General features: G+C 73.1%; 21 protein-coding genes. 5 read left to right on the forward strand and 16 right to left on the reverse strand.

Translation table 11 applies throughout. The annotated features are described in order from the left end of the window. Positions 1 to 190: 190 nt before the first annotated feature. The 10 genes from ABZ193_RS35660 to ABZ193_RS35705 form a co-directional block, all read right to left on the reverse strand. On the reverse strand, positions 191 to 826 hold the full coding sequence (locus ABZ193_RS35660) for a TetR/AcrR family transcriptional regulator (RefSeq protein WP_020420854.1): 636 nt from the start codon (positions 824 to 826) through the stop codon (positions 191 to 193). Between the two features lie 182 nt (positions 827 to 1,008). After that, entirely contained in the window at positions 1,009 to 1,887 is an 879-nt protein-coding gene (locus ABZ193_RS35665) for an SMP-30/gluconolactonase/LRE family protein (protein ID WP_354712970.1), read from the reverse strand. Beyond that, positions 1,887 to 3,032, reverse strand: coding sequence for a galactonate dehydratase (gene dgoD / locus ABZ193_RS35670; protein WP_354712971.1), 1,146 nt, complete (start codon positions 3,030 to 3,032; stop codon positions 1,887 to 1,889). Before dgoD ends, ABZ193_RS35665 begins: the two co-directional genes overlap by 1 nt. Continuing rightward, on the reverse strand, positions 3,029 to 3,730 hold the full coding sequence (locus ABZ193_RS35675) for an FCD domain-containing protein (RefSeq protein WP_020420851.1): 702 nt from the start codon (positions 3,728 to 3,730) through the stop codon (positions 3,029 to 3,031). Before ABZ193_RS35675 ends, dgoD begins: the two co-directional genes overlap by 4 nt. 13 nt (positions 3,731 to 3,743) lie before the next feature. Continuing rightward, complete coding sequence (locus ABZ193_RS35680; protein ID WP_354712972.1) at positions 3,744 to 4,484, reverse strand: SDR family NAD(P)-dependent oxidoreductase; 741 nt, start codon at positions 4,482 to 4,484, stop codon at positions 3,744 to 3,746. Next, entirely contained in the window at positions 4,484 to 5,377 is an 894-nt protein-coding gene (locus tag ABZ193_RS35685; protein ID WP_354712973.1) for a DUF4380 domain-containing protein, read from the reverse strand. Before ABZ193_RS35685 ends, ABZ193_RS35680 begins: the two co-directional genes overlap by 1 nt. Further along, the gene (locus ABZ193_RS35690) at positions 5,374 to 6,402 is read right to left on the reverse strand and encodes a zinc-binding dehydrogenase (RefSeq protein WP_354712974.1); all 1,029 of its coding nucleotides are present in this window, start codon (positions 6,400 to 6,402) and stop codon (positions 5,374 to 5,376) included. Before ABZ193_RS35690 ends, ABZ193_RS35685 begins: the two co-directional genes overlap by 4 nt. Beyond that, on the reverse strand, positions 6,402 to 7,406 hold the full coding sequence (locus ABZ193_RS35695) for an ABC transporter permease (protein WP_020420847.1): 1,005 nt from the start codon (positions 7,404 to 7,406) through the stop codon (positions 6,402 to 6,404). Before ABZ193_RS35695 ends, ABZ193_RS35690 begins: the two co-directional genes overlap by 1 nt. 16 nt (positions 7,407 to 7,422) lie before the next feature. Then, entirely contained in the window at positions 7,423 to 8,916 is a 1,494-nt protein-coding gene (locus ABZ193_RS35700) for a sugar ABC transporter ATP-binding protein (protein ID WP_354712975.1), read from the reverse strand. 35 nt (positions 8,917 to 8,951) lie between these two features. Next, positions 8,952 to 9,944: a substrate-binding domain-containing protein gene (locus ABZ193_RS35705; protein WP_354712976.1), complete on the reverse strand. Its 993-nt coding sequence runs from the start codon at positions 9,942 to 9,944 to the stop codon at positions 8,952 to 8,954. A gap of 197 nt (positions 9,945 to 10,141) precedes the next feature. Here ABZ193_RS35705 and ABZ193_RS35710 point away from each other — a divergent pair, with 197 nt between their 5' ends. The 4 genes from ABZ193_RS35710 to ABZ193_RS35725 all read left to right on the forward strand — a co-directional run bounded on the left by ABZ193_RS35710 (position 10,142) and on the right by ABZ193_RS35725 (position 13,005). Then, positions 10,142 to 11,113: a LuxR C-terminal-related transcriptional regulator gene (locus tag ABZ193_RS35710; protein ID WP_237335520.1), complete on the forward strand. Its 972-nt coding sequence runs from the start codon at positions 10,142 to 10,144 to the stop codon at positions 11,111 to 11,113. A gap of 94 nt (positions 11,114 to 11,207) precedes the next feature. After that, complete coding sequence (locus ABZ193_RS35715; protein ID WP_020420843.1) at positions 11,208 to 11,534, forward strand: hypothetical protein; 327 nt, start codon at positions 11,208 to 11,210, stop codon at positions 11,532 to 11,534. A 5-nt stretch (positions 11,535 to 11,539) separates the two neighbouring features. Further along, positions 11,540 to 12,544 carry a hypothetical protein gene (locus ABZ193_RS35720; protein ID WP_354712977.1) on the forward strand — a complete coding sequence of 335 codons (1,005 nt, stop codon included), beginning with the start codon at positions 11,540 to 11,542 and terminating at the stop codon, positions 12,542 to 12,544. A 146-nt stretch (positions 12,545 to 12,690) separates the two neighbouring features. Continuing rightward, positions 12,691 to 13,005 (forward strand): hypothetical protein, encoded by a 315-nt coding sequence (locus tag ABZ193_RS35725; RefSeq protein WP_354712978.1) that lies wholly within the window; start codon positions 12,691 to 12,693, stop codon positions 13,003 to 13,005. Between the two features lie 320 nt (positions 13,006 to 13,325). On the opposite strand, the gene ABZ193_RS35730 is transcribed toward ABZ193_RS35725, so the two are convergent. Then, positions 13,326 to 13,910, reverse strand: a complete 585-nt coding sequence (locus tag ABZ193_RS35730) for a TetR/AcrR family transcriptional regulator (RefSeq protein WP_020420839.1) — start codon at positions 13,908 to 13,910, stop codon at positions 13,326 to 13,328. An 89-nt stretch (positions 13,911 to 13,999) separates the two neighbouring features. Between ABZ193_RS35730 and ABZ193_RS35735 the strand changes: the two genes are divergently transcribed. After that, positions 14,000 to 15,202, forward strand: a complete 1,203-nt coding sequence (locus tag ABZ193_RS35735) for a cytochrome P450 (protein WP_354712979.1) — start codon at positions 14,000 to 14,002, stop codon at positions 15,200 to 15,202. A gap of 99 nt (positions 15,203 to 15,301) precedes the next feature. On the opposite strand, the gene ABZ193_RS35740 is transcribed toward ABZ193_RS35735, so the two are convergent. The 5 genes from ABZ193_RS35740 to ABZ193_RS35760 all read right to left on the reverse strand — a co-directional run bounded on the left by ABZ193_RS35740 (position 15,302) and on the right by ABZ193_RS35760 (position 19,325). Continuing rightward, positions 15,302 to 16,096, reverse strand: coding sequence for a lysophospholipase (locus ABZ193_RS35740; RefSeq protein WP_237335375.1), 795 nt, complete (start codon positions 16,094 to 16,096; stop codon positions 15,302 to 15,304). A gap of 836 nt (positions 16,097 to 16,932) precedes the next feature. Continuing rightward, entirely contained in the window at positions 16,933 to 17,994 is a 1,062-nt protein-coding gene (locus ABZ193_RS35745; RefSeq protein ID WP_020420836.1) for an LLM class flavin-dependent oxidoreductase, read from the reverse strand. Then, positions 17,994 to 18,500, reverse strand: coding sequence for an SRPBCC family protein (locus ABZ193_RS35750; protein WP_020420835.1), 507 nt, complete (start codon positions 18,498 to 18,500; stop codon positions 17,994 to 17,996). The genes ABZ193_RS35745 and ABZ193_RS35750 overlap by 1 nt, the downstream gene beginning before the upstream one ends. A gap of 57 nt (positions 18,501 to 18,557) precedes the next feature. Further along, positions 18,558 to 19,058: a helix-turn-helix domain-containing protein gene (locus tag ABZ193_RS35755; protein WP_020420834.1), complete on the reverse strand. Its 501-nt coding sequence runs from the start codon at positions 19,056 to 19,058 to the stop codon at positions 18,558 to 18,560. Between the two features lie 27 nt (positions 19,059 to 19,085). Next, on the reverse strand, positions 19,086 to 19,325 hold the full coding sequence (locus ABZ193_RS35760) for an Atu4866 domain-containing protein (RefSeq protein WP_020420833.1): 240 nt from the start codon (positions 19,323 to 19,325) through the stop codon (positions 19,086 to 19,088). Positions 19,326 to 19,348: the final 23 nt, after the last annotated feature.

A 19,348-nucleotide genomic window follows, 5' to 3' on the forward strand; every position in this document is an offset into this window, starting at 1 on the left:
CGAGGCGGCGCGCTCCGGGGGGCGGCGTCCAGGTCTGGCGGCGCGCGCCCGCGAGGTGGCATGAGCCGGGCGGATGCGCCTGCGTAGGGCAGGCCAGGCGGCGCGCGCCCGCGGGGCGGCGGCCAGCTCAAGCGGCGCGCGCGCGGCGAGGTGCCATAAGCCGGGCGGATGCGCCGGTGTGCGGGGCAGGTCAGGCGGAGTGCGCCCGCGCCAGGTGCTCGATCACCTGCACCGCGTGGGCGACGAACCGCTCCCGGGACACGTCCAGCCGCCCGGCGAGCCAGCCCTGGAACAGGTAGGCCAGCGCACCGAAAACCGCCTGGGCGTTGAGGTCCACGTCGCGGTCGTCGGCGTTCTCGCCGGCCAGCGCGGGGCTGCGCAGGGCCTGCGCGATGGTGGCGGTGAACTCGCCGACCAGCTCGCCGCCGCGGGTGGACAGCTCCGGCGCGGCCAGCGACTCGACGAAGAGGATGCGCCCGCGGCGCGGGTCGCCGGTGACGAAGGCGGTGAACTCGGCGACGGCGTGGCGGACCATGGCGGCGGTGTCGTCCGGGGCCTCCGCGAGCGCGGCGAGCAACACCTCACGAGCCTGCCCGGCAACGTCCTCCAGCACGGCGACCAGCAGGTCCTCGCGCCGGGCGAAGCTCTCGTAGAAGTAGCGCTCGGTCAGCTTCGCGGCGCGGCAGACGCCGCGCATGGTCACCGCGGCGGCGCCGTCGGTGCCCATGATGTCGAAGGCCGCCGAGACGAGCCGCTCCCGCCGGCGGGCCTGCCGCTCATCGGCGTCGACACCCCGCCAGGGACGACCCGCGGATCCGGCAACCATGCGGCCATCCTGTCACGCGCGCCTACGCGGCCGGGGCAGCCCACACCCGGCCCTCCCCAGCGGCGGCGCACCCGGCTCCCACGCGAGCCGGACAGGCAGCCGCCGCAGGTCCAGCACTGCCCCGTCCGCCCCCGTTGACGGCGCCGGACGTGCCGCTCGCCGTGGGAGGCGACCGCACCCACTCAGTCGTCCAGCGAACGGACGTCCTCGGGCGTGATGGTCTTGCCCAGCCGAACCGTGGGCAAGCCGGGCCGCACACGGGCCGCACACGCGGGCGCCGCCGTCACAGAACACGGCGTCGCCAGCACCGCGCCGTCCAGCGGACCCGGCGCGGCCAGCCCGTGCGTCGCCGACGTGACTATCAGCCGGCCACTCGCCAGGCAGACACTCGTCGGCTGGACGGCCGGTACCGGGAGCACCCGGTCGACCGTCCCGTCCGGCGCGAAACGCACCACGCGGGACGCTCCCCAGATCGCCGACCACACGTAGCCCTCCGCGTCGACCGTCATCCCGTCCGGGCTGCCCTCCTCGACGCGCGCGAACAGCTCACCGGGGCCGAGCTCCCCCGCCTCGGACACCTCGTACCGGTGGATCACCCCGGCCGCGCTGTCCGCCAGGTACATCGTGTCCCCGGCGAACACCGGGCCGTTCGGCACGGTCAGGCCCTCGAGCACCGTGTGCACCGAACCGTCCGGATCGACCCGGAACAGCCGTCCCGCCCCCGGCCGCGCGTCCCACGCCATCGCGCCCGCCCAGAAGCGCCCCGACGCGTCCGCCACGCCGTCGTTCATCCGCATCGACGCATCAACCGGCCGGGCCAGCCACCGCACCCCGCCGTCCAGCACCGCCATCCCCCGCCCGGCCGCGGCGATCCACCCGCCGCCGGCCAGTGGCGCCACCGCGCCCAGCGGCTCGTCCAGGGACACCAGCACCTCGCCGGTGTCCACCGACAGCAACCGTCCACTGAGGATGTCCGTCATCACCAGACCACCGGACACCGAACGCAAACCCTCACCGAGCGCGAACCGCTCGGCCGACAACACCGTCCACTCCGGACTCATCACCACTCCGCGAACGATCCGTCGGGGTGCCTCCACACCGGCGGCCGCCACCGGTGACCCACGGCGTCGGCCTTGCGCACCGCGTCCTCGTCGATCTCGACCCCCAGCCCCGGCGCGTCCCACCGGCGGATCGCGCCGTCGTGGAACGCGAACGGCCGCACGTCGGCCAGGTAGTCCAGCGGCTCGGCCCCGGCGTTGTAGTGGATGCCGATGCTCTGCTCCTGGATGAGGAAGTTCGGCGTGGCGAACGCGACCTGCAGGCTCGCCGCCAGCGACAGCGGCCCGAGCGGGCAGTGCGGGGCGACCAGCGCGTCGAAGGTCTCCGCCAGCGAGGCGATCCGCCGCACCTCCGAAATCCCGCCCGCGTGCGACAGATCCGGCTGCACCACCGCGACACCCGCCTGCAGCACCGGCAGGAACTCCGACCGCGAGTACAACCGCTCCCCGCACGCCACCGGCACCGCGCTCGCCGACACCACGTCGCCGAGCCGGTGCGCGTACTCCGGCAGCACCGGCTCCTCGACGAACAACGGGTGCAACGGCGCCAGCTCCGGAATCACGCGCCGCGCCGCCGCGACCCCGAACCGGCCGTGGAAATCGACCGCCACGTCCCGGGAATCGCCCAGCACCTCGCGCACCGCCGCCAGCCGCGACACCACCTCGTCGACCTCGGCCCGGTTCGGCATCCGCCCGATCCGCCCGGACGCGTTCATCTTCACCGCGGTCAGCCCGGCCTCGGCCTGCGCCGCGGCTGCCTCGGCGACCGCGGACGGCTCGTCGCCGCCGATCCAGCCGTATACCCGCACCTCGTCCCGCACCGCACCGCCCAGCAGCTGGTGCACCGGCACCCCGAGCGACTTGCCGAGGATGTCCCACAGCGCCTGGTCGATCCCGGCCACCGCGCTCGACAACACCGGCCCGCCGCGGTAGAACGCGGCCTTGGTCATCACCTGCCACAGGTCCTCGACGCGGCGCGGGTCCCGGCCCAGCAGCAGGTCGGACAACTCGTCGACGGCCGCCCGCACGGTTTCCGCACGCCCCTCCACGACGGGCTCGCCCCAGCCGACGAGACCGTCGTCGGTGGCCACGCGGCAGAACAGCCAGCGCGGCGGCACCAGGAACGTCTCCACCGAAACGATCTTCACGCGTCCTTCTCCCCGATGATCCCGGCGACGTCGGAGGACGCCTTGTCCAGCAACGCGCTCACTGCGGCCGCGGCCTCCTCCGGCGCGCCCCGGCGCACGGCGTCCACGACCACCGCGTGGCTCGGCTCCGGGTCGTCGTCGTGCGCCTCGTGCACGAGCGCGTCGCGCAACCGCAGCGCGGGCTCGATGAACACGTCCATCCGGGACAGCATTTCGTTGTGCGTGGCCCGCAGCAGCGCGCGGTGCCAGCGCAGGTCCGCGGCGACCTGCGCGGCCGGGCCGACCGCGGTGCGCATGTCCGCCAGCGCCGCGTCCAGCTCGGCGAGGTCGTCCTCGTCGCGCCGCAGCGCCGCCATCGACGCCGCCGCCGGCTCGACCACGGCCCGCACCTCCGCCAGGTCGCGCAGCACGGCCGCGGTGTCGCCGGCTTCGCTGCGCCAGCGGATCACGTCGCTGTCCAGCAGGTTCCAGTGCACCCGCGCCCGCACCGACGTCCCCCGCTTCTGGCGCGCCTCGACCAGTCCCTTGGCCGCCAGCACCTTCAGCGCTTCACGCAACACGGTCATGCTGACGTCGAGGTCGCGCCCCAGCTCGGCGAGGTCGATCACGGCGCCTTCGGCGATCTCCCCGGCGACGATGCGCGCGCCGAGCGTGGCCACGGTCTGCCCGTGCACGCCCCGGCCGCTGTAGGCGGTCATCCCCCGTACCTCCTCACGAAGACCTCTTGTAGACGCTCCAGCCGCCGTCGACGGTCAGCGCCGCGCCGGTGACGAACGAGGCGTCGTCACCGGCCAGGAACGCTATCGCCGCCGCGACTTCCTCCGGAGTGCCCAACCTTTTCACGGCGGTTTCCTCGGCACTGCGCCGCCGGTCGTCCTCGCCGATGCCGTCCCACGCCGCGGTCAGGACCGGTCCGGGCAGCACGCAGTTGACCCGCAGCACCGTGCCGTACTCGACGGCGAGCTGGCGCGCGAGCCCGGTCAGCGCGGCCTTGGTCGCCGCGTACGCGGGCCGCCCGGGCAGGCCGACCAGCGCGTGCACCGACGAGGTCAGCACCACCGCGCCGCGGGCCTCTCGCGACAGGTCGTCCAGGCAGGCGCGGAACCCGAGGAACGTGCCGGTGAGGTTGACCGACAACTGCCGCTCCCAGGACGCCAGCGTGGTTTCGTGCGCCGGCCGCACGTCGACGGTGTAGGCGTTGCTGACCAGCACGTCGACCGGCCCCAGCTCTTCCCGGCAACGTCCGACGGCGCGCGCCCAGTCCGCCTCGGAGCTGACGTCGCAGGTCAGCGCGAGCGCCCGGCCGCCGGCGTCGGTGATCCGCCGGGCGACGTCCGTGGCGTCGGCGACGTCGAGCAGCGCCACCGCCGCGCCGTCGGCGGCGAGCCGGATCGCGGTCGCCGCTCCGATTCCCTGCGCGGCGCCCGTGACCACCGCGACCTTTCCCCGCATCACTCCCCCTCGATCGTGCAGTCGATCGTCAACGTCGTCGCCTCGCCGGGCGCGAGCGTGGTCAGCGGGCCGAGCACCTCGCACTCGACGATCCGCGCCGGCGGGTCCAGGTCGCCGAGCGCGGCAAGCGGCCACGGCTGCGGGCACTCCAGCCACACCTCGGCGCGGGACCCCCGGTCCGGGTACTCGGCGTCCTCGTCCACCGCGAACGTCTGCGTCCAGGTCAGGCCGTCCGCGGTGTGCGTGATCCGCCCGGTGGCGCCCGGGAAGCCGAGCTTGCCGACCACGTCCTGGGCGGGCACCCGCACCCCGCCGGGCACCTCGTGCCACTCCGGGAAAGCGGTTCCCGCGAGCAGCTCGGTGACCTCGGCCGGGCCGTCCACGCGCACCTCGCCCGGCCCCAGTTGCGTCACGTTCCACAGCGCCCACCGCACCGTGCGCGCGCCGGTGTTGCGGGCGGTGAGCGTCATCCGGTAGCCGCTGCCGCCGCCCAGCTCGAAGCGCCGGGTCAGCCGCAAGCCGGTGCGCGGGTCGTCGCCGCTGGTCAGGGTGACCACGGCGCTGTCCGCGGTCTGCTCGGCCGTCACCTCGTAGCGCCCGGAGTCGAGCACCGGGTCGGGCGGCCCGGCCCACTGGTCCGCCCGCTCCCAGCCCTGCGGCGCCGGCCAGGTCTTGTCGCCGCCGTAGTTCACCCAGTCGCCGAGGCTGCCCCCGTGCGGGCGGTGCTCCTGGCGGAGCTCCAACCGGCCGGTGAGCAGCTTCTCGTTGCGCCACAGCACTTCGCGCCCGTCCGGAGTGGACAGGGACAGCAGCCGCCCGCCGAGCGCGGGCACCAGGCCGAGGCGCACCAGGCCGTTGTCCAGCCAGAGCACCTCGCCGTCGCGGTCGATCACGGCAGCAGGACCACCTTGCCCGCGCTGGCGCCCGCGGCCAGCGCGTAGGCCTTGTCGGCTTCACCGAGCGGGAACCGGTCACTGACGACCCGTTCCGGCCGCAGTCCCCAGCGCGCGAGGTTGACGGCCAGCTCGCTCATCGCGGGCACCGACGTGACCCAGGAGGCGTAGAGCGTCAACTGCTTGTGCAGCAACGCGTCGGAGACCTCCGTCTCCAGCGTGCCGCCCTCGCCGACGAGCGACACCCGGCCCCACTCCGCCGCACCGGCGATCGCGGTGCCACGGCCGGCACGCGAACCCGAGCAGTCGATCGTGGTGGCGAACGCCGGCGCGACCTCCGCGTCCGGGGTCACCACCTCGTCGAACACGTCCAGTCCGGCGGCCCACTCCCGCCGCTGCGGGGACGGCTCCACGCCGACGATCCGGCGCGCGCCCATGCCCTTGCCGATCATGCCTGCCGCGAGCCCGACCGGGCCGAGCCCGACGACGAGCAGGTCGCCGTCGCCGTTGACGCGGATGCGCCGCAGGCCCTCGTAGGCGGTGCCGAAGCCGCAGGCGATCAGCGCACCGTCCACGTAGGACAGCTCGTCGGGCAGCGGCACGCAGGTCGACTCCTCGGCCAGCACGTAGTGGGCGTGCCCGCCGTCGCGCTGCCACCCGTAGGCCTGGCGCTGCGGGCCGGTGCAGCTGATCAGGTAACCGCGGCGGCAGTTGTCGCACACCCCGCACCCGGCGATGTGGTAGACGATCACCCGGTCGTCCACGCCGAACCGGCGGCAACCGGGACCCGCGGCGACGATCCGGCCGGACGGCTCGTGACCGGCGACGACGCCGCGGTAGGCGGGGCCGTCGACGCCGCGGTGGCCCTTGTGCTCGTGGTAGATGTAGCCGATGTCGGACCCACAGATCCCGGACGCGCCGACCTCGACCAGCACCTGGCCGTGACCCGGCTCCGGCACCGGCAGGTCACGCAGCACCGCCGTGGAGTTCCCGGGCAGGTAGACGCCCCTCATCTGGTCGCTCACTAGCTCTCCCTCGTCGCCCGCGCCCGCTTGGTGATGATCACGTTCACCAGCACGGCCACCACGATGATCACGCCCCGCACCACGTTCTGCAGGAACGAGTCCACCCCGAGCAGCACCAGCCCGTTGCCGATGACGGTGATGAACACGACGCCCAGCAGCGTGCCGAGCATCGATCCGCGTCCGCCCGCGAGCGCGGTGCCGCCGATGACGACCGCGGCGATGACGTCGAACTCCAGCCCGGAGGCCGCGCCGCCGTTGCCGGAGCCGAGCCGGGCGGCCAGCAGGATCCCGGTGATCGCCGAGAGCAGGCCGGTGGTGGCGAACAGCAGGATGCGGATCTTCGCGAGGTTGATGCCCGCCATCCGCGCCGCGGGCGCGTTGCCGCCCACCGCGTAGACCGAGCGGCCGTAGGCGGTGTAGCGGGCGACGTAGGCGAAGACGAAGAACAGCACCACCATGATGATCGCCGGGGTCGGGATGCCCAGGACCGAACCGCCGAGGACGGTCATCAGCCCGCTGTCGGGCAACACGACCGGCAGCGCGTCGGTGAGGTAGAGACCGAGGCCGCCCAGGGCGCTCCACACGCCGAGGGTGGCGATGAACGACGGCACGTCGAACCGGGCGCGCAGCCAGCCGGCCAGCGCGCCCCAGGCGAGACCGGCGAGCAGGGTCAGCAGGATGCCGCCTGCGACGCCGAGGCCCCATTCCGCCGCGCCCTTGGCCACCAGCACCGAGGAGAACGCGACGGCCGGGCCGATGCTGATGTCGATCTCGCCCGCGATGATCACCAGGGTCACGCCCCACGCGGCGATGCCGACGGTGGCGGCGTCGCGGAGCATGCCGAGCTGGTTGTCCAGGCTGAGGAACCCGGCGGCGCTGCTGCCGAGCGCGATGTAGAGCACGACGATCGCGGCGATCAGGCCGATCTCGTTGAGCGAGCGCCCGCCGAACCGGCGGCCCGCCCGGCTGCGACGCTGCTCGGCCGGGGAGTCGATAACGGTCATGGTCTTCCCTTGTTTCTCAGGCCGCCATCGCGGCGGAGAGCACGGAATCGGTGGTCAGGCCCGCGCCGGTCAGCTCGCCGGCGACGCGCCCGGCGCGCAGCGCGAGCACCCGGTCGCACACCAGGGGCAGCTCCTCGAGCTCGCCGGAGACGAACACGACGGCGGCCCCGGCGTCGGCGACCTCCCGCACCAGGCGGTAGATCTCGGCCTTGGCCTGCACGTCCACGCCGCGGGTCGGCTCGTCGAGCAGCAGGATGCGGCTGCCCGCGTGCAGCCAGCGGCCGATCACGGCCTTCTGCTGGTTGCCGCCGCTGAGGTTGACGATCGGGGTCTCCGGCGCCGCGGTGGCGATGGACAGCCGCTCGATGAGCCGCCGCGCCGCCCGCCGGACGCGCGCCGGCCGGATGGCCGGCCCGGACTTCACGGTGCCGAACTCCGACATCACGAGGTTCTCGTCGACCCCGAGCAGCGGGACGACACCCTCGTCCTTGCGGTCCTCCGGGGTCATGCCGACGCCGAGGCGCTTCATCACCGCCGGGGTCGGGCGGGTGACGTCCCGGCCGTCGACGGCGATGGTGCCCGCCGCGGCCGGGGTGAACCCGGCGATGGCGCGCAGCACCTCGGTGCGGCCGGAGCCGAGCAGCCCGCCGAGCCCGAGGATCTCGCCGGGGTGCACGTCGAACGAGACGTCGAGGACCTTGGGCGGCACCGACAGGCCGCGCACGGACAGCGCCGGCACGCCGGTCCGATCGACCTCGCGCGCGGGCGGGCGTTGCGCGGCCGTCGCGGAGTCGCCGAGCATGAGCTGGACGATCCGGTCGGTGCCGGTGTCGGTCGCGTCGACCGTGTCCACGACCCGCCCGTCGCGCATCACGGTCGCGCTGTGGGCGATGCGGCGGATCTCTTCGAGCCGGTGGCTGACGTAGAGCACGGCCACGCCCTCGGCGGCGATGCGGGTGACGGTGTCGAGCACGATGTCGACCTCGCCCGCGGCGAGCGCGCTGGTGGGCTCGTCGAGGATCAGCAGCCGGGGCTGTTCCCGCACCGCGCGGCAGATCTCCACAAGCTGCCGGTGCGCCAGCGACAGCTCGCCGACCGGCGCGGCCGGGTCGATGTCCAGCCCGAGCCTGGCGAACACCGCCCGCGCGCCGGCGCGCATCGTGGCGTAGTCGACGGCTCCGCCGCGTCGCGGCCAGCGGCCCAGGTAGAGGTTCTCCGCGACGCTGAGCTCGGCGACCAGGCTCAGTTCCTGGTGCACGGTGCTGACGCCGAGCTCGGCCGCGCGGCGCACGCCGCCGTCGCCGAGCCGCTCGCCCGCGACGGTGACGGTGCCCGCGTCCGCCCGCTCCACCCCGGACAGCACGCGGATGAGCGTCGACTTGCCCGCGCCGTTGCGGCCGAGCAGGGCGCGGATCTCGCCCTCGCGGATGGTCATGGCGGCATCGGTGAGCGCCTGCACGCCGGGGTAGTGCTTGGTGACGCCGTCGACCTCGATGACGTTGGCAGCCACGGCTTCTCCTTCGCTCTGCGGTCTGGTGTGGACGGTCACGGGACACCGTCCGGGTGCGCGCTCAGCCAGGCGCGGCCGTCTTCGGGCGAGGCGTAGAGGTCGATCGGCGCCGGCACGACCGTGTACTCGGTCAGCTCGCCGCGCCGCACCTGGTCGGCGGCCTTCGCGGCGAGCTTGCCGACCGCGATGCCGGAGATGTCGACGACTCCCTTGAGGACGGTGTTCACGGCCAGCGCCTGCGCCGCCTCGGTCGACATGTCGCTGCCGAACACGACGGTCTGGCCGACCTTGCCGCGGGCCTGCACGGCGCGGACCGCACCCATGGTGGCGCCGCCGGCCTCGCCGTAGAACGCGTCCACGTCGGGGTGCGCGGTGAGAATCCGCTCGGCCACGTCGACCGCGTCGTCGATCGTCGCGCCCTCCTGGTTCGCCACGATCGCGGCGGCCGGGAGCTTGGCCTTGAGCGCCTGCTCGAAGCCCAGCCTGCGCTGGACGCAGACCTCGACGAACTCGCAGTTGACGACGGCGATCTTCGGCGCGGTCTTGCCCGCGGCGAGGAAGTGGTCGGCCGCCTGGTCGCCGAGCAGGGCGCCGAAACGCACCGGATCGCCCAGCACATACGCCGAGACGTACTTGCGGGCGCTCTCGTCGGCGATGCAGGTGTTGTAGCAGATGACGGGGATGCCGCTGGCGTGCGCGAGGCGGATCGCAGGCACCGAAGCGGTCGCCGACGCCGGGGACAGGATGAGCGCGTCCACCTTCGCGGCGCTCACCTGGTCGACGAACGTGCTCTCCTTCGACGCGTCGCCCTGCGCGTTGAGTTGCAGCAGCTGTGGCACGCGGCCGAGGGCCTCGGCCTCCTGCTGCATGCCGGCCCGCACGCCGGCGTAGTAGCCCTGCGCGTCCATGTAGACGACGCCGAACCGGCCGTTCTCGCCCACCTTGCCCGCGCAGGCGGTGACCAGGCCGAGCGCCGCCACGACGAGCAACGCCAGCCCGGCGCGGCCGAGACGCCTCGTTGCGCCCATGTCTCTCCTTCGTTGACCCGGGTGCCGGCTTGTCGCGGACCCGCTCGCTTGCGGGACGAGTCTCGCTTGCCAGGGGTGGGCGCGTCAAGATTAATTATTAATTAATGCTCTCGCGGTGGGTGCCCACTGCGCGCACCGGACGGGCGGCCGGGTGATGATGTCCCCGTTTCCGGGCGTCAGGAGGAACCGTGGTGGCGATGGTGCTGGCTGGTTTGGTGTCGGAGGCGGCCGCGGAGGCGTACGAACGCCTGCACGCCGCGGGCGAGATCCCGGCCGGACCCGGGGCCGGCCGGTTCGACCTCGACGACCCCGCCGGCCGGGAACTGCTCGACGCCGGCCTCGTCACGATGGCCGGCGCGGGCGACCACCGGTATGTGCGCGTGGTGCACCCGGTGATCGCGCTGCGCCGCTTGATCGACCGGCAGCACCGGCACCTGGCGGCGCTGCAGGCGGGCCTGGCGGAGTCGTGGGAGCGGTTCGCCGACCTGGTCGCGCCGACCACCGGCCTGTCGCAGGACGCGCTCGACGGCGAGGACGTCCAGGCGGTCCGCGATCCGGCCGAGATGGCCCGGCTGGCGGCCGGGCTCTACCGCTCCCCGCGCCGCCTTCTCCGCGCCACCTTCAACGCCAGGTCCGGCCACAACCCGACCACCGAGGGCCTGCTCCTGCCGCCGCCCGACGCCATCGCGGCCGGGGTGGAGTTCCGCATGCTCTACGACACCGAGCACGCCTCGGACGAGTGGGGCTCGCACAGCATCGAGGAGTCCGTCCGCGCCGGTGAGCAGGCCCGCATCCGGCGGTCGGTGCCGGTGAAGATGATGCACGTCGACGACCACGTCGCGCTGGTCACCATCGACCGCACGGGCGCCGACGGCGCGCTGCTGATCCGCTCCCCCGCCCTGCTCGGACTCCTCGCCGAGTGGTTCGACGCGCTCTGGCACGCGCCGGACACCACGGCCATCGGCGAGGCGGCCCCGGCCGAGCTCACCCCCGCCCGCCACAAGGTTCTGCACCTGCTGGCGGCCGGCCTCACCGACGAGGCGATCGCCCGCCAGACCGGCACCGCGGTGCGCACGGTCCGCCGCCACGTCGGCGCGATCCTGGAGGTCCTGCAGGTAGACAGCCGGTTCGCCGCCGGGGTGGCCGCCGTCCGCCGCGGCTGGTTGTGACCGCAACCGGACATTGTCCGGAATGGACCTGTACGGCCGTCCCGTCCGCGCGGCACACTCGCCCGATCGCGGGGAGCGTGGAGGGGAGGCTGCGTTGAGCAACGGCTACGAGGTCGACCTGAGCAGTCTGGAGGCGGCGGGCAAGGCCCTCACCGAGGCGGGCGGATGGGCGCAGGACGTCGCGGGACGGGTGCACAAGTGCCGGGCGAACGTCCAGTTCACCGACGGGTCCACGTTGGACGACCTGTTGCGCGGTGACACCGAGAACCTGCCGCTGCGCAAGCTCGAAGGGGTCATCGCGCGGATGACCGACCTCGTCGAGCGCCGCCAGGTGCACGTCAAGGACGAACTGGAGTACGCGGGACAGGCCATGTTGAAGATCAAGGCGCTGTACGCCCGCGCCGACGGCCAGGAGGGCTGACCGGCTTGAGCGCGTACGAGGAGTACCGGGAGCAGCTGTTCGCCGAGTTCCTGCGACTGGCCGGGGTCATCGAGGACTGCGCGAAGATCCTGCTCCAGCAGTCGCCGCCGCCGGTGATCGAGGGGGTGGGCACCCAGACCGAGGAATACGTCCGGAACCTGTCGATCGACGCGGCGAAGAAGAAGGACGTGGTCTGGGAGGCCTACTCCCTGCTCGGCGAACTGCACGGCTACCAGGGCGGCGCGGCCGCGGCCGCCGACGATGCGCGCCGGGAACTGGCCGCGGCGAACGTGACCGTCGACGACGTGGACGAGAAGTTCACCACCGCGACCGGCAACCTGGCCGAGTGGACCGGGTCGGCCGCCCGCGCGGTGACGAGCAGGCTCAACGACCTGAAGGCGTTCGTCGGGAACCAGTCCGCCTATGCGGCATACCTGGACAAGGTGCTCGAGCAGTACGCGCTGCTGGTGCGCACCGGTGAGGACAACGCCGAGAAGTTCGCCGCGAACATCACCAAGGCCCTCGCCGACGCGCAGAAGGACCGCACGACCGCGAAGGTCGAGTTCGCGCTGAACATGTTCTACAGCACCGCCGGGCTGATCTCCGCCGCCAAGTCCGGGGACGTGGTGGGCGGGGTGGAGAACGTGGCGAAGGTCGTCGGCGAGATCAAGCAGCTGACGAAGACCTGGGAGGAGACCGACCCGCAGCGCATCATGGCCCAGTTCCGGGCCGACGTGCGCGCGGCGCGGAACAACCTGGCCGAGGCCGGCGACCGGCTCGCCGGCCACTTCACCGCGATGCTCGAGGACATGGCCAAGGAGAACGGCAGGGTTTTCTTCAAGGACGCGAAACTCGGCCTGGACGTCACGGGCCCGAACTTCAAGCCGGCACAGTTCCGGCTCAAGGAGGCCGCGAACTGGGACGAGTTCGCGCGCGCCGTGGAGAAGCTGCCCAAGGACCCGCCGGCACCCGCCCGCGGCCCGATCGCGCAGCGGCTGGAGACCGGGTAGCCGCGGTGAGTGCCGTGGTGGTCCGGCGCCGGAGTGCGGAAGCGCCGCGTCCTGCCGACGATCGCCCGCGGTGAGCGCTTTCTCCGAGCCGCGTCGCCGGTTCGTGGGCCTGATCGCGAACTGATCGGGGCAGTACACTCCCGCGGGTGCGGGCGATCATCGGCGGTCTCGTTCTCGTGGCGGCGCTGTGCGTCGGCTTGGCGGTGTGGGCGGCGACCTCGGAGGTCTCGGCGGCCGGGATCACCTGCGGCACGGCGCTGCACGAACCCGACCAGCACGCGGATGCCGCCCCGGACGGGACGTACGACCAGTACTTCCCCGGTTCACGCCCAGCGCTGAGCACGTTGTGCGACAGCGGCCGGACAGTGCGGCAGTTGACGGCGGTCGCGGGCGCAGCGGGCGCCCTCCTGTTCGGCGGCGCAGCGCTGGCGACGGCCATCCGCAGGCGGGGAACCACGTAGCCGCAGCCGGCAGTCGCACCGATCACCCGATCACCGACCCGGCCCGAGCGAGCAGCACAGCGCGCCCGGCCACCACACCACCGCCCAAGCCCCAGCGAGCAGCACAGCGCGCTCGGTCGCCACACCCACCGGCCCAGCCCAAGCGAACAACACACCGCCCCGCCACCGCAGCCGCCGCGTGGCCCCAGCGACCAACACACCGCCCCGGCCACCACAGCCACCGGCGCAGCCCGAGCGAACAGGACAGCGCCCCCGGCCACCACACCCACCGCCCCAGCCCAAGCGAACACCCCCCGCCACCACAGCCGGCGGCGAGTGGGTCAGCGGCTCACCGAACCCGCCGCCACCAGGTGCGGCCAGATCTCCGCCGCGATGCCCTCCGGCGTGCCGGGGCAGCCGCGGCGCAGCCAGTCCATCACGGTCCCCAGCAGGGCGCCCGCCAGCAGCGCCGCCGCCGGGTCGTGGGGGATCTCCGCCGGGTCGTCGGCGTGGGTGGGGGCTGCGGTGCCGGCCAGGTGCACGTGGATGGCGATCGCGAGGCGCTGGTGCAGGTGGTTGATCACCCGGGCGCTGCCGGCGAGCAACGCGCCGTACAGCCGCGCGTGCTCGGCCACGTGCGCGAAGATCCTGGCCAGCGCGTCGATCGGCGCCGGATCCTCGTTGGGCAGCAGCACGTGCGCCGCCGCGACCAGCTCGTCGAACATGTCCGTGCACGCGGCCGCCGCGAGGTCGTGCACGTCGGTGTAGTGCTCGTAGAACGTGGAGCGGTTGACGTCCGCCCGCTTGGTCAGGTCGGACACCGAGATCTGACCCAGGTCGCGCTCGGCGATCAGCTCCAGCAGCGCGGCCTCGAGCGCGGACCGTGACCGGCGGCTACGGCGATCGGGTACTTGCGGGGCGGACACCGGATCAGTCTAATGGTCTCCGACAGGTGTTGGAAAAACACCACATGTCGGAATGATTCGGGCGAAGTTCACCCGTCGAGGAGTTGGTGATGACCACCGCGGAACCCCGGAGCTACCCGTTCAGCGAGCCGGAGCGGCTGGACATGGAGCCGTTGTTCGCGAACCTGCGCGCGACCGAGCCGCTCACCCGGGTCCGGCTGCCCTACGGCGAACCGGGCTGGCTGGCCACCCGCTACGAAGACGTGAAGGTCGTGCTCGGCGACCCGCGGTTCAGCCGCGCGGCGAGCCTCCAGCACGACGAACCCCGCATGCGGCCGCAGCCGTCGCAGCCCGGCGGCATCCTCAGCATGGACCCGCCGGACCACAGCCGCCTGCGCCGGCTGGTCCAGAAGGCCTTCACGGTGCGGCGCATCGAGCAGTTGCGGCCGCGGGTGCAGGAGATCGCCGGCGGGCTGGTCGACGCGATGCTCGACCAGGGCCCGCCCGCCGACCTGGTCGAGGCGTTCGCGCTGCCGGTGCCGGTGACCGTCATCTGCGAGCTGCTCGGCGTGCCCTACGAGGACCGCGTGGACTTCCGCCACTGGTCCGACGCGTTCCTGTCCACCACGAAGTTCACGCCCGAGGAGGTGGCGGACTGCACCGGCAGGATGCACGCCTACCTGGAGGGCCTCATCGCGCAGCGCCGCGCGGAGCCGCGGGACGACCTGCTCAGCGGGCTGGTGGCCGCGCGGGACAACGAGGATCGACTGTCCGAAGAGGAACTGGTGATGCTCGCGACGGCGTTGCTGGTCGCCGGGCACGAGACCACCGCGTCGCAGATCCCCAACTTCGTCTACACGCTGCTGACGCACCCCGACCAGCTGGCCGTGCTGCGCGCCGACCTGAGCCTGGTGCCGAAAGCGGTCGAGGAGCTGATGCGGTTCGTGCCGCTGGGGCTTGGCGCCGGCATCGCCCGGTACGCGACGGAGGACATCGAGCTGGGCGGGGTGCTGGTGCGCGCGGGCGAGGCCGTGCTGCCCGCGCTGGCGTCGGCGAACCGGGACGAACGCGTCTTCGCCGACCCCGACGAACTCGACCTGCGCCGCCAGGACACCTCGCACATCGGCTTCGGCCACGGCGTGCACCACTGCCTGGGCGCGCCCCTGGCCCGCATGGAGCTGCAGGTCGCGCTCGACACGCTGCTTCGCAGGCTGCCCGGCCTGCGCTTCGCCGACGGCGAGGCGGGCATCGACTGGAAGGCGGGCCTGTCCACCCGAGGCCCCGAGCGGATGCTGCTGGCCTGGGACCACTGACCGGGGCGCCCACCCAGGTGTCGGGCCGACAACTCCGCTCCGGGCGCCCGGCAGGCCGAGCGGTCCGCCGCGGCGCTGGCGGGCAGGGGCCGCGGCCTCTCAGTCGGCGAGCTGCCGGGTGAACCAGTCTGCCAGCACCTCGTCGACGGCCTTCGTCGTCGGGAGCTGCGGCGCCGGCTCCAGGCCCGGTTCCTCGGCCAGTGGGTGCGCCAGCTCCGGCACGTCGACCAGCTCCGCGTCCGCCAGCCGGGCGACCAGAGCGGCGGCGTCCGCGCGCAGGTCCGGGTGGTCCCGCTCGCCGCTCACCAGCAGCAGCGGCACCGGCGCCAGCTCGCCGGCCCGCGCGACGAAGTCGAACGCGTCCGCCACCCGGTGCGCCTCCTCCGTCCACTCGTACGGGCGCCCGGCGAGGCCGTCGGTCAGCGGGACCACCGACCGCAACCGCACGGCGGGGTTCACCAGCGCGGCCGAGCGGATGGGGACCTGTTGCGCCGCAAGGACTTCGAGCGCCACCGCGCCGCCCAGCGAAGCGCCGAGCACGCTGACCGGGCCGTCGTCGACCGGCAGCTGCGCGCGAAGGTCCTTCAGCGCGGCCGGGAATTCCCCGGCGGCCTGCCGGACGAACGGCGCCAGGAAAGCCAGCAACGCGTCCCGCCGGGCGAGTTCGATCGCCGCGTCCAGGCGGCCGTCCACCATCCGCGCGCCGCACATCGGCATGGCCAGGTGGACCCGCCACGCCGGCACCCCGCGCATCGGCAACGCGGCCGCGAACGCCGCGTCGGTCCGGGGCGCGTCCAGCATGTGCCAGGTCACGACCAACGGCGCGCGGCCACCGCCGGTTGGTGGCAACGCCGTGTACGGGACACCAGCGGCGGTGCCGGTCAAGGTTTCCATGTCCGGCCACGCTAGACGTGACGACACGGCTGGTGAAATCCCTTTCGCTGCGGGCGAACCAATCGAGCGTCGCCCCCACCGGCCCGGCGCCGCTAGGCAGCTCACGCCACCGGTCGCGGACTCTCCGCCGCTGCGGGCGAAAGCTCCCGCACCAACACGATCGCCCTCGCGAGCGTCGCCAACCGGGCGCCCAGCATGCCCCCGCCGGGCACACACACCACCAGCCCACCGCCGGTCAAGCTGGACCTCACAACACCCACGGCGAACTCCCTTTCACTGCAGGCGAAAGCTCCCGCACCAACTCGACCGCCCTCGCGAGCGTCGCCAGCCGGGCGCCCAGCATGCCGGGCACACACACCACCAGCCCACCGCCGGTCAAGCTGGACCTCACAGCACCGACGAAGAACTCCCTTTCACTGCGGGCGAAAGCTCCCGCACCAACACGATCGACCTCGCGAGCGTCGTCAGCCGGGCGCCCAGCATGCCCCCCTGCCGAGCACACACACCACCAGCCCACCGCCGGTCAAGCTGGACCTCACAACACCGACGATCAACTCCCTTTCACTGCAGGCGAAAGCTCCCGCACCAACACGATCGCCCTCGCGAGCGTCACCAGCCGGGCGCCCAGCATGCCGGGCACACACACCACCAGCCCACCGCCGGTCAAGCTGGACCTCACAACACCCACGGCGAACTCCCTTTCACTGCAGGCGAAAGCTCCCACACCAACACGATCGCCCCGACGGTTGTCACCAGCCGGGCGCCCAGCATGCCCCCGCCGGGCACACACACCACCAGCCCACCGCCCGTCAAGCTGGACCTCACAACACCGACGATCAACTCCCTTTCACTGCAGGCGAAAGCTCCCGCACCAGTTCGATCGCCCTCGCGAGCGTCGCCAGCCGGGCGTCCAGCGTGTCGCCCGCCGGGTAGAGCCGCACGGTGTCCACACCGGCGTCCCGCCACACGCGCAGCCTCTCGCGCACCATCGGCTCGGTGCCGATCAGCGTCGTGCCGAGCACCATCTCGTCGGTCACCAGCGCGGCCGCGCCGTCGCGATCCCCCGCCTGCCAACGGTTCCGCACCTCGGCCGCGACCTCAGCCCACCCCTGCCTGCTGTAGGCCCGGTTGTAGAAGTTCGTCGACGCCGAGCCCATCCCGCCGAGGCTGAACGCCAGCTCCTTCTTCCGCCCGGCCACCATCGCCCGCAGCGCGTCCTCGTCCGGCGCGAACGCCACCTCCGCGCCCTGGCACACGTCCAGATCCGCACGCGTGCGCCCGCTGCGCGCCAGCCCCTCGTCCAGGTGCGCGAAATACGCCTCCGCCGCGCCTTCCGGCACGAAACTCGTGCCGAGCCAGCCGTCCGCGATCTCGCCCGTCAGCCGCAGCATCGCCGGGGACAACGTCGCCAGGTAGATCGGGATCTCGTGCTCGGCGCGCATCGACAGCCGCATCGGCACCGCGTCCCCGCCGGGCAACGGGATCTGGAACTCGGTGCCGGAATAGGAAATCTTGCCGCCCGCCACAACCCGCCGCACGATCTCGACGGTCTCCCGCATCCGCGCCAGCGGCCGCGCGAACGGCACCCCGTGCAGGCCTTCGATCACCTGCGGACCGGACGCGCCCAGCCCGAGCAGGAACCGCCCACCGGACAGATTGGACAGTGTGATCGCGGTCTGCGCCACCGCGACCGGCGTGCGCGTGCCGAGCTGCATGATCCCCGAGCCCAGCAACATCCGCGAAGTGCGCGCCGCGAACCAGCCCAGCGCGGACGGCCCGTCGGAACCCCACGCCTCGGCGACCCAGCAGACGTCGAGCCCGAGCTTCTCGGCCTCCACCACGAAGTCCGTCACCTCGCCGAACCCGCCGGAGGCCTCGACGGTCGTCGCCGTGCGCATCAGGCTTCCGCGCGCTTCTTGAGGCACTCCAGCGTCGCGGTCATGTTGCGCTCGAACTCGCGCATCCGCACGAACACGATCTTCTGTTCCTTCTCCGGCATCCGGTCGATCGCCAGCGACAGCCCGGACCGCCCCGGGCCGAGCCGCATCCACTGCGACAGCTCCGTGCCGCCGTCGCGAGGCTCCACCCGGAACCGCCACGTCGCGCTGGGCTCGGCGGGATCCCCCACGGCCCAGGCGAACACCCGCCCCGGCTCGAACTCGACGATCTCCGACGTGGTGGCCCACTCCCCGAGCGCCTCGTGCTTGCTGCGGCCGACGAACCGGGCCCCCACGGCCGGACCGGTGGTGCCGTCGACCCATTCGACCGACTGCAGCTCGTCGCTCATCGCGGGCATCAGGCCGATGTCGGAGACCAGCGCCCACACCCGCTCCGGCGGGGCGTCGACCCAGGTCCGCACCTCCACCGTCGGGGTGTCCGCGTAGCGCGCGCCCGTCCACTCCATCGCCGGCCGTCCTCCTCGTCGTCGCGGGGTCCGGCCACTACAGTTGCGTAATGAGACTCAGCCTGTCAAGAACCTGTCGCGCACGTCCGGCCTGCTCTTGAGCCGCTCCGGGAAGCCCGGCCCGAGCCGCATCCGGGTGTCGTCCGCGCGCAGCGGCTCGCCGCACCGCGCGCAGACGACCTCGGCGTGGGTGTCGTGGCCGCACGTCTCGTGGTGGAAGGTGATCGGCGCGCCCTCCTCGCCGGCCAGCCAGCGGTCGCCCCACCGGGACAGGGCGGCGAGCACCCCGAAGAAGTCGCGCCCCTTCTCGGTGAGCAGGTATTCGTGGCGGCGGGGCTCGTCCTGGTAGGGCCGCCGCTCCAGCAGCCCCTCCTCGACGAGCCGCCGCAGCCGGTCGGTGAGCGTGTTGCGCGCGATGCCCAGCGACTGCTGGAAGTCGTCGAAACGGCGGACGCCGTAGAAGGCCTCGCGCAGCACCAGGGACGTCCACGCGTCGCCCAGCAGGTCCAGTGACCGGGCGATCGAGCACGGCCAGTTCGCGAACGACGTCCTCTTCATGCGGCCAGGGTAGCCCCGCCGCGCCGGTCAGCTCTCCCGGTAGAGGACGAGGTGCTCGTGGTAGAGCACGCCGTCGCGGACGTCGCCGGTCGCGGTGAAGCCGGTGTCGTCCACGTAGTCGATGTGGTTGCCGGTCACGGTGTAGCGGCCGGTGTAGGCGCTCTTCCGGTTGCCGCGGGCCTCGTCGTAGCGCCCGTCGGGCAGCAGTTCCTGGCGGATGTGGCCGTCGGCGGTGACCCACATGCCGACGAAGTCGTGGTTCTCCATGCCCCCAGGGTGCTCCCCGCGCA

It is taken from the genome of Amycolatopsis sp. NPDC006125 (genome assembly GCF_040614195.1).
Classification (GTDB): domain Bacteria; phylum Actinomycetota; class Actinomycetes; order Mycobacteriales; family Pseudonocardiaceae; genus Amycolatopsis_E; species Amycolatopsis_E tucumanensis.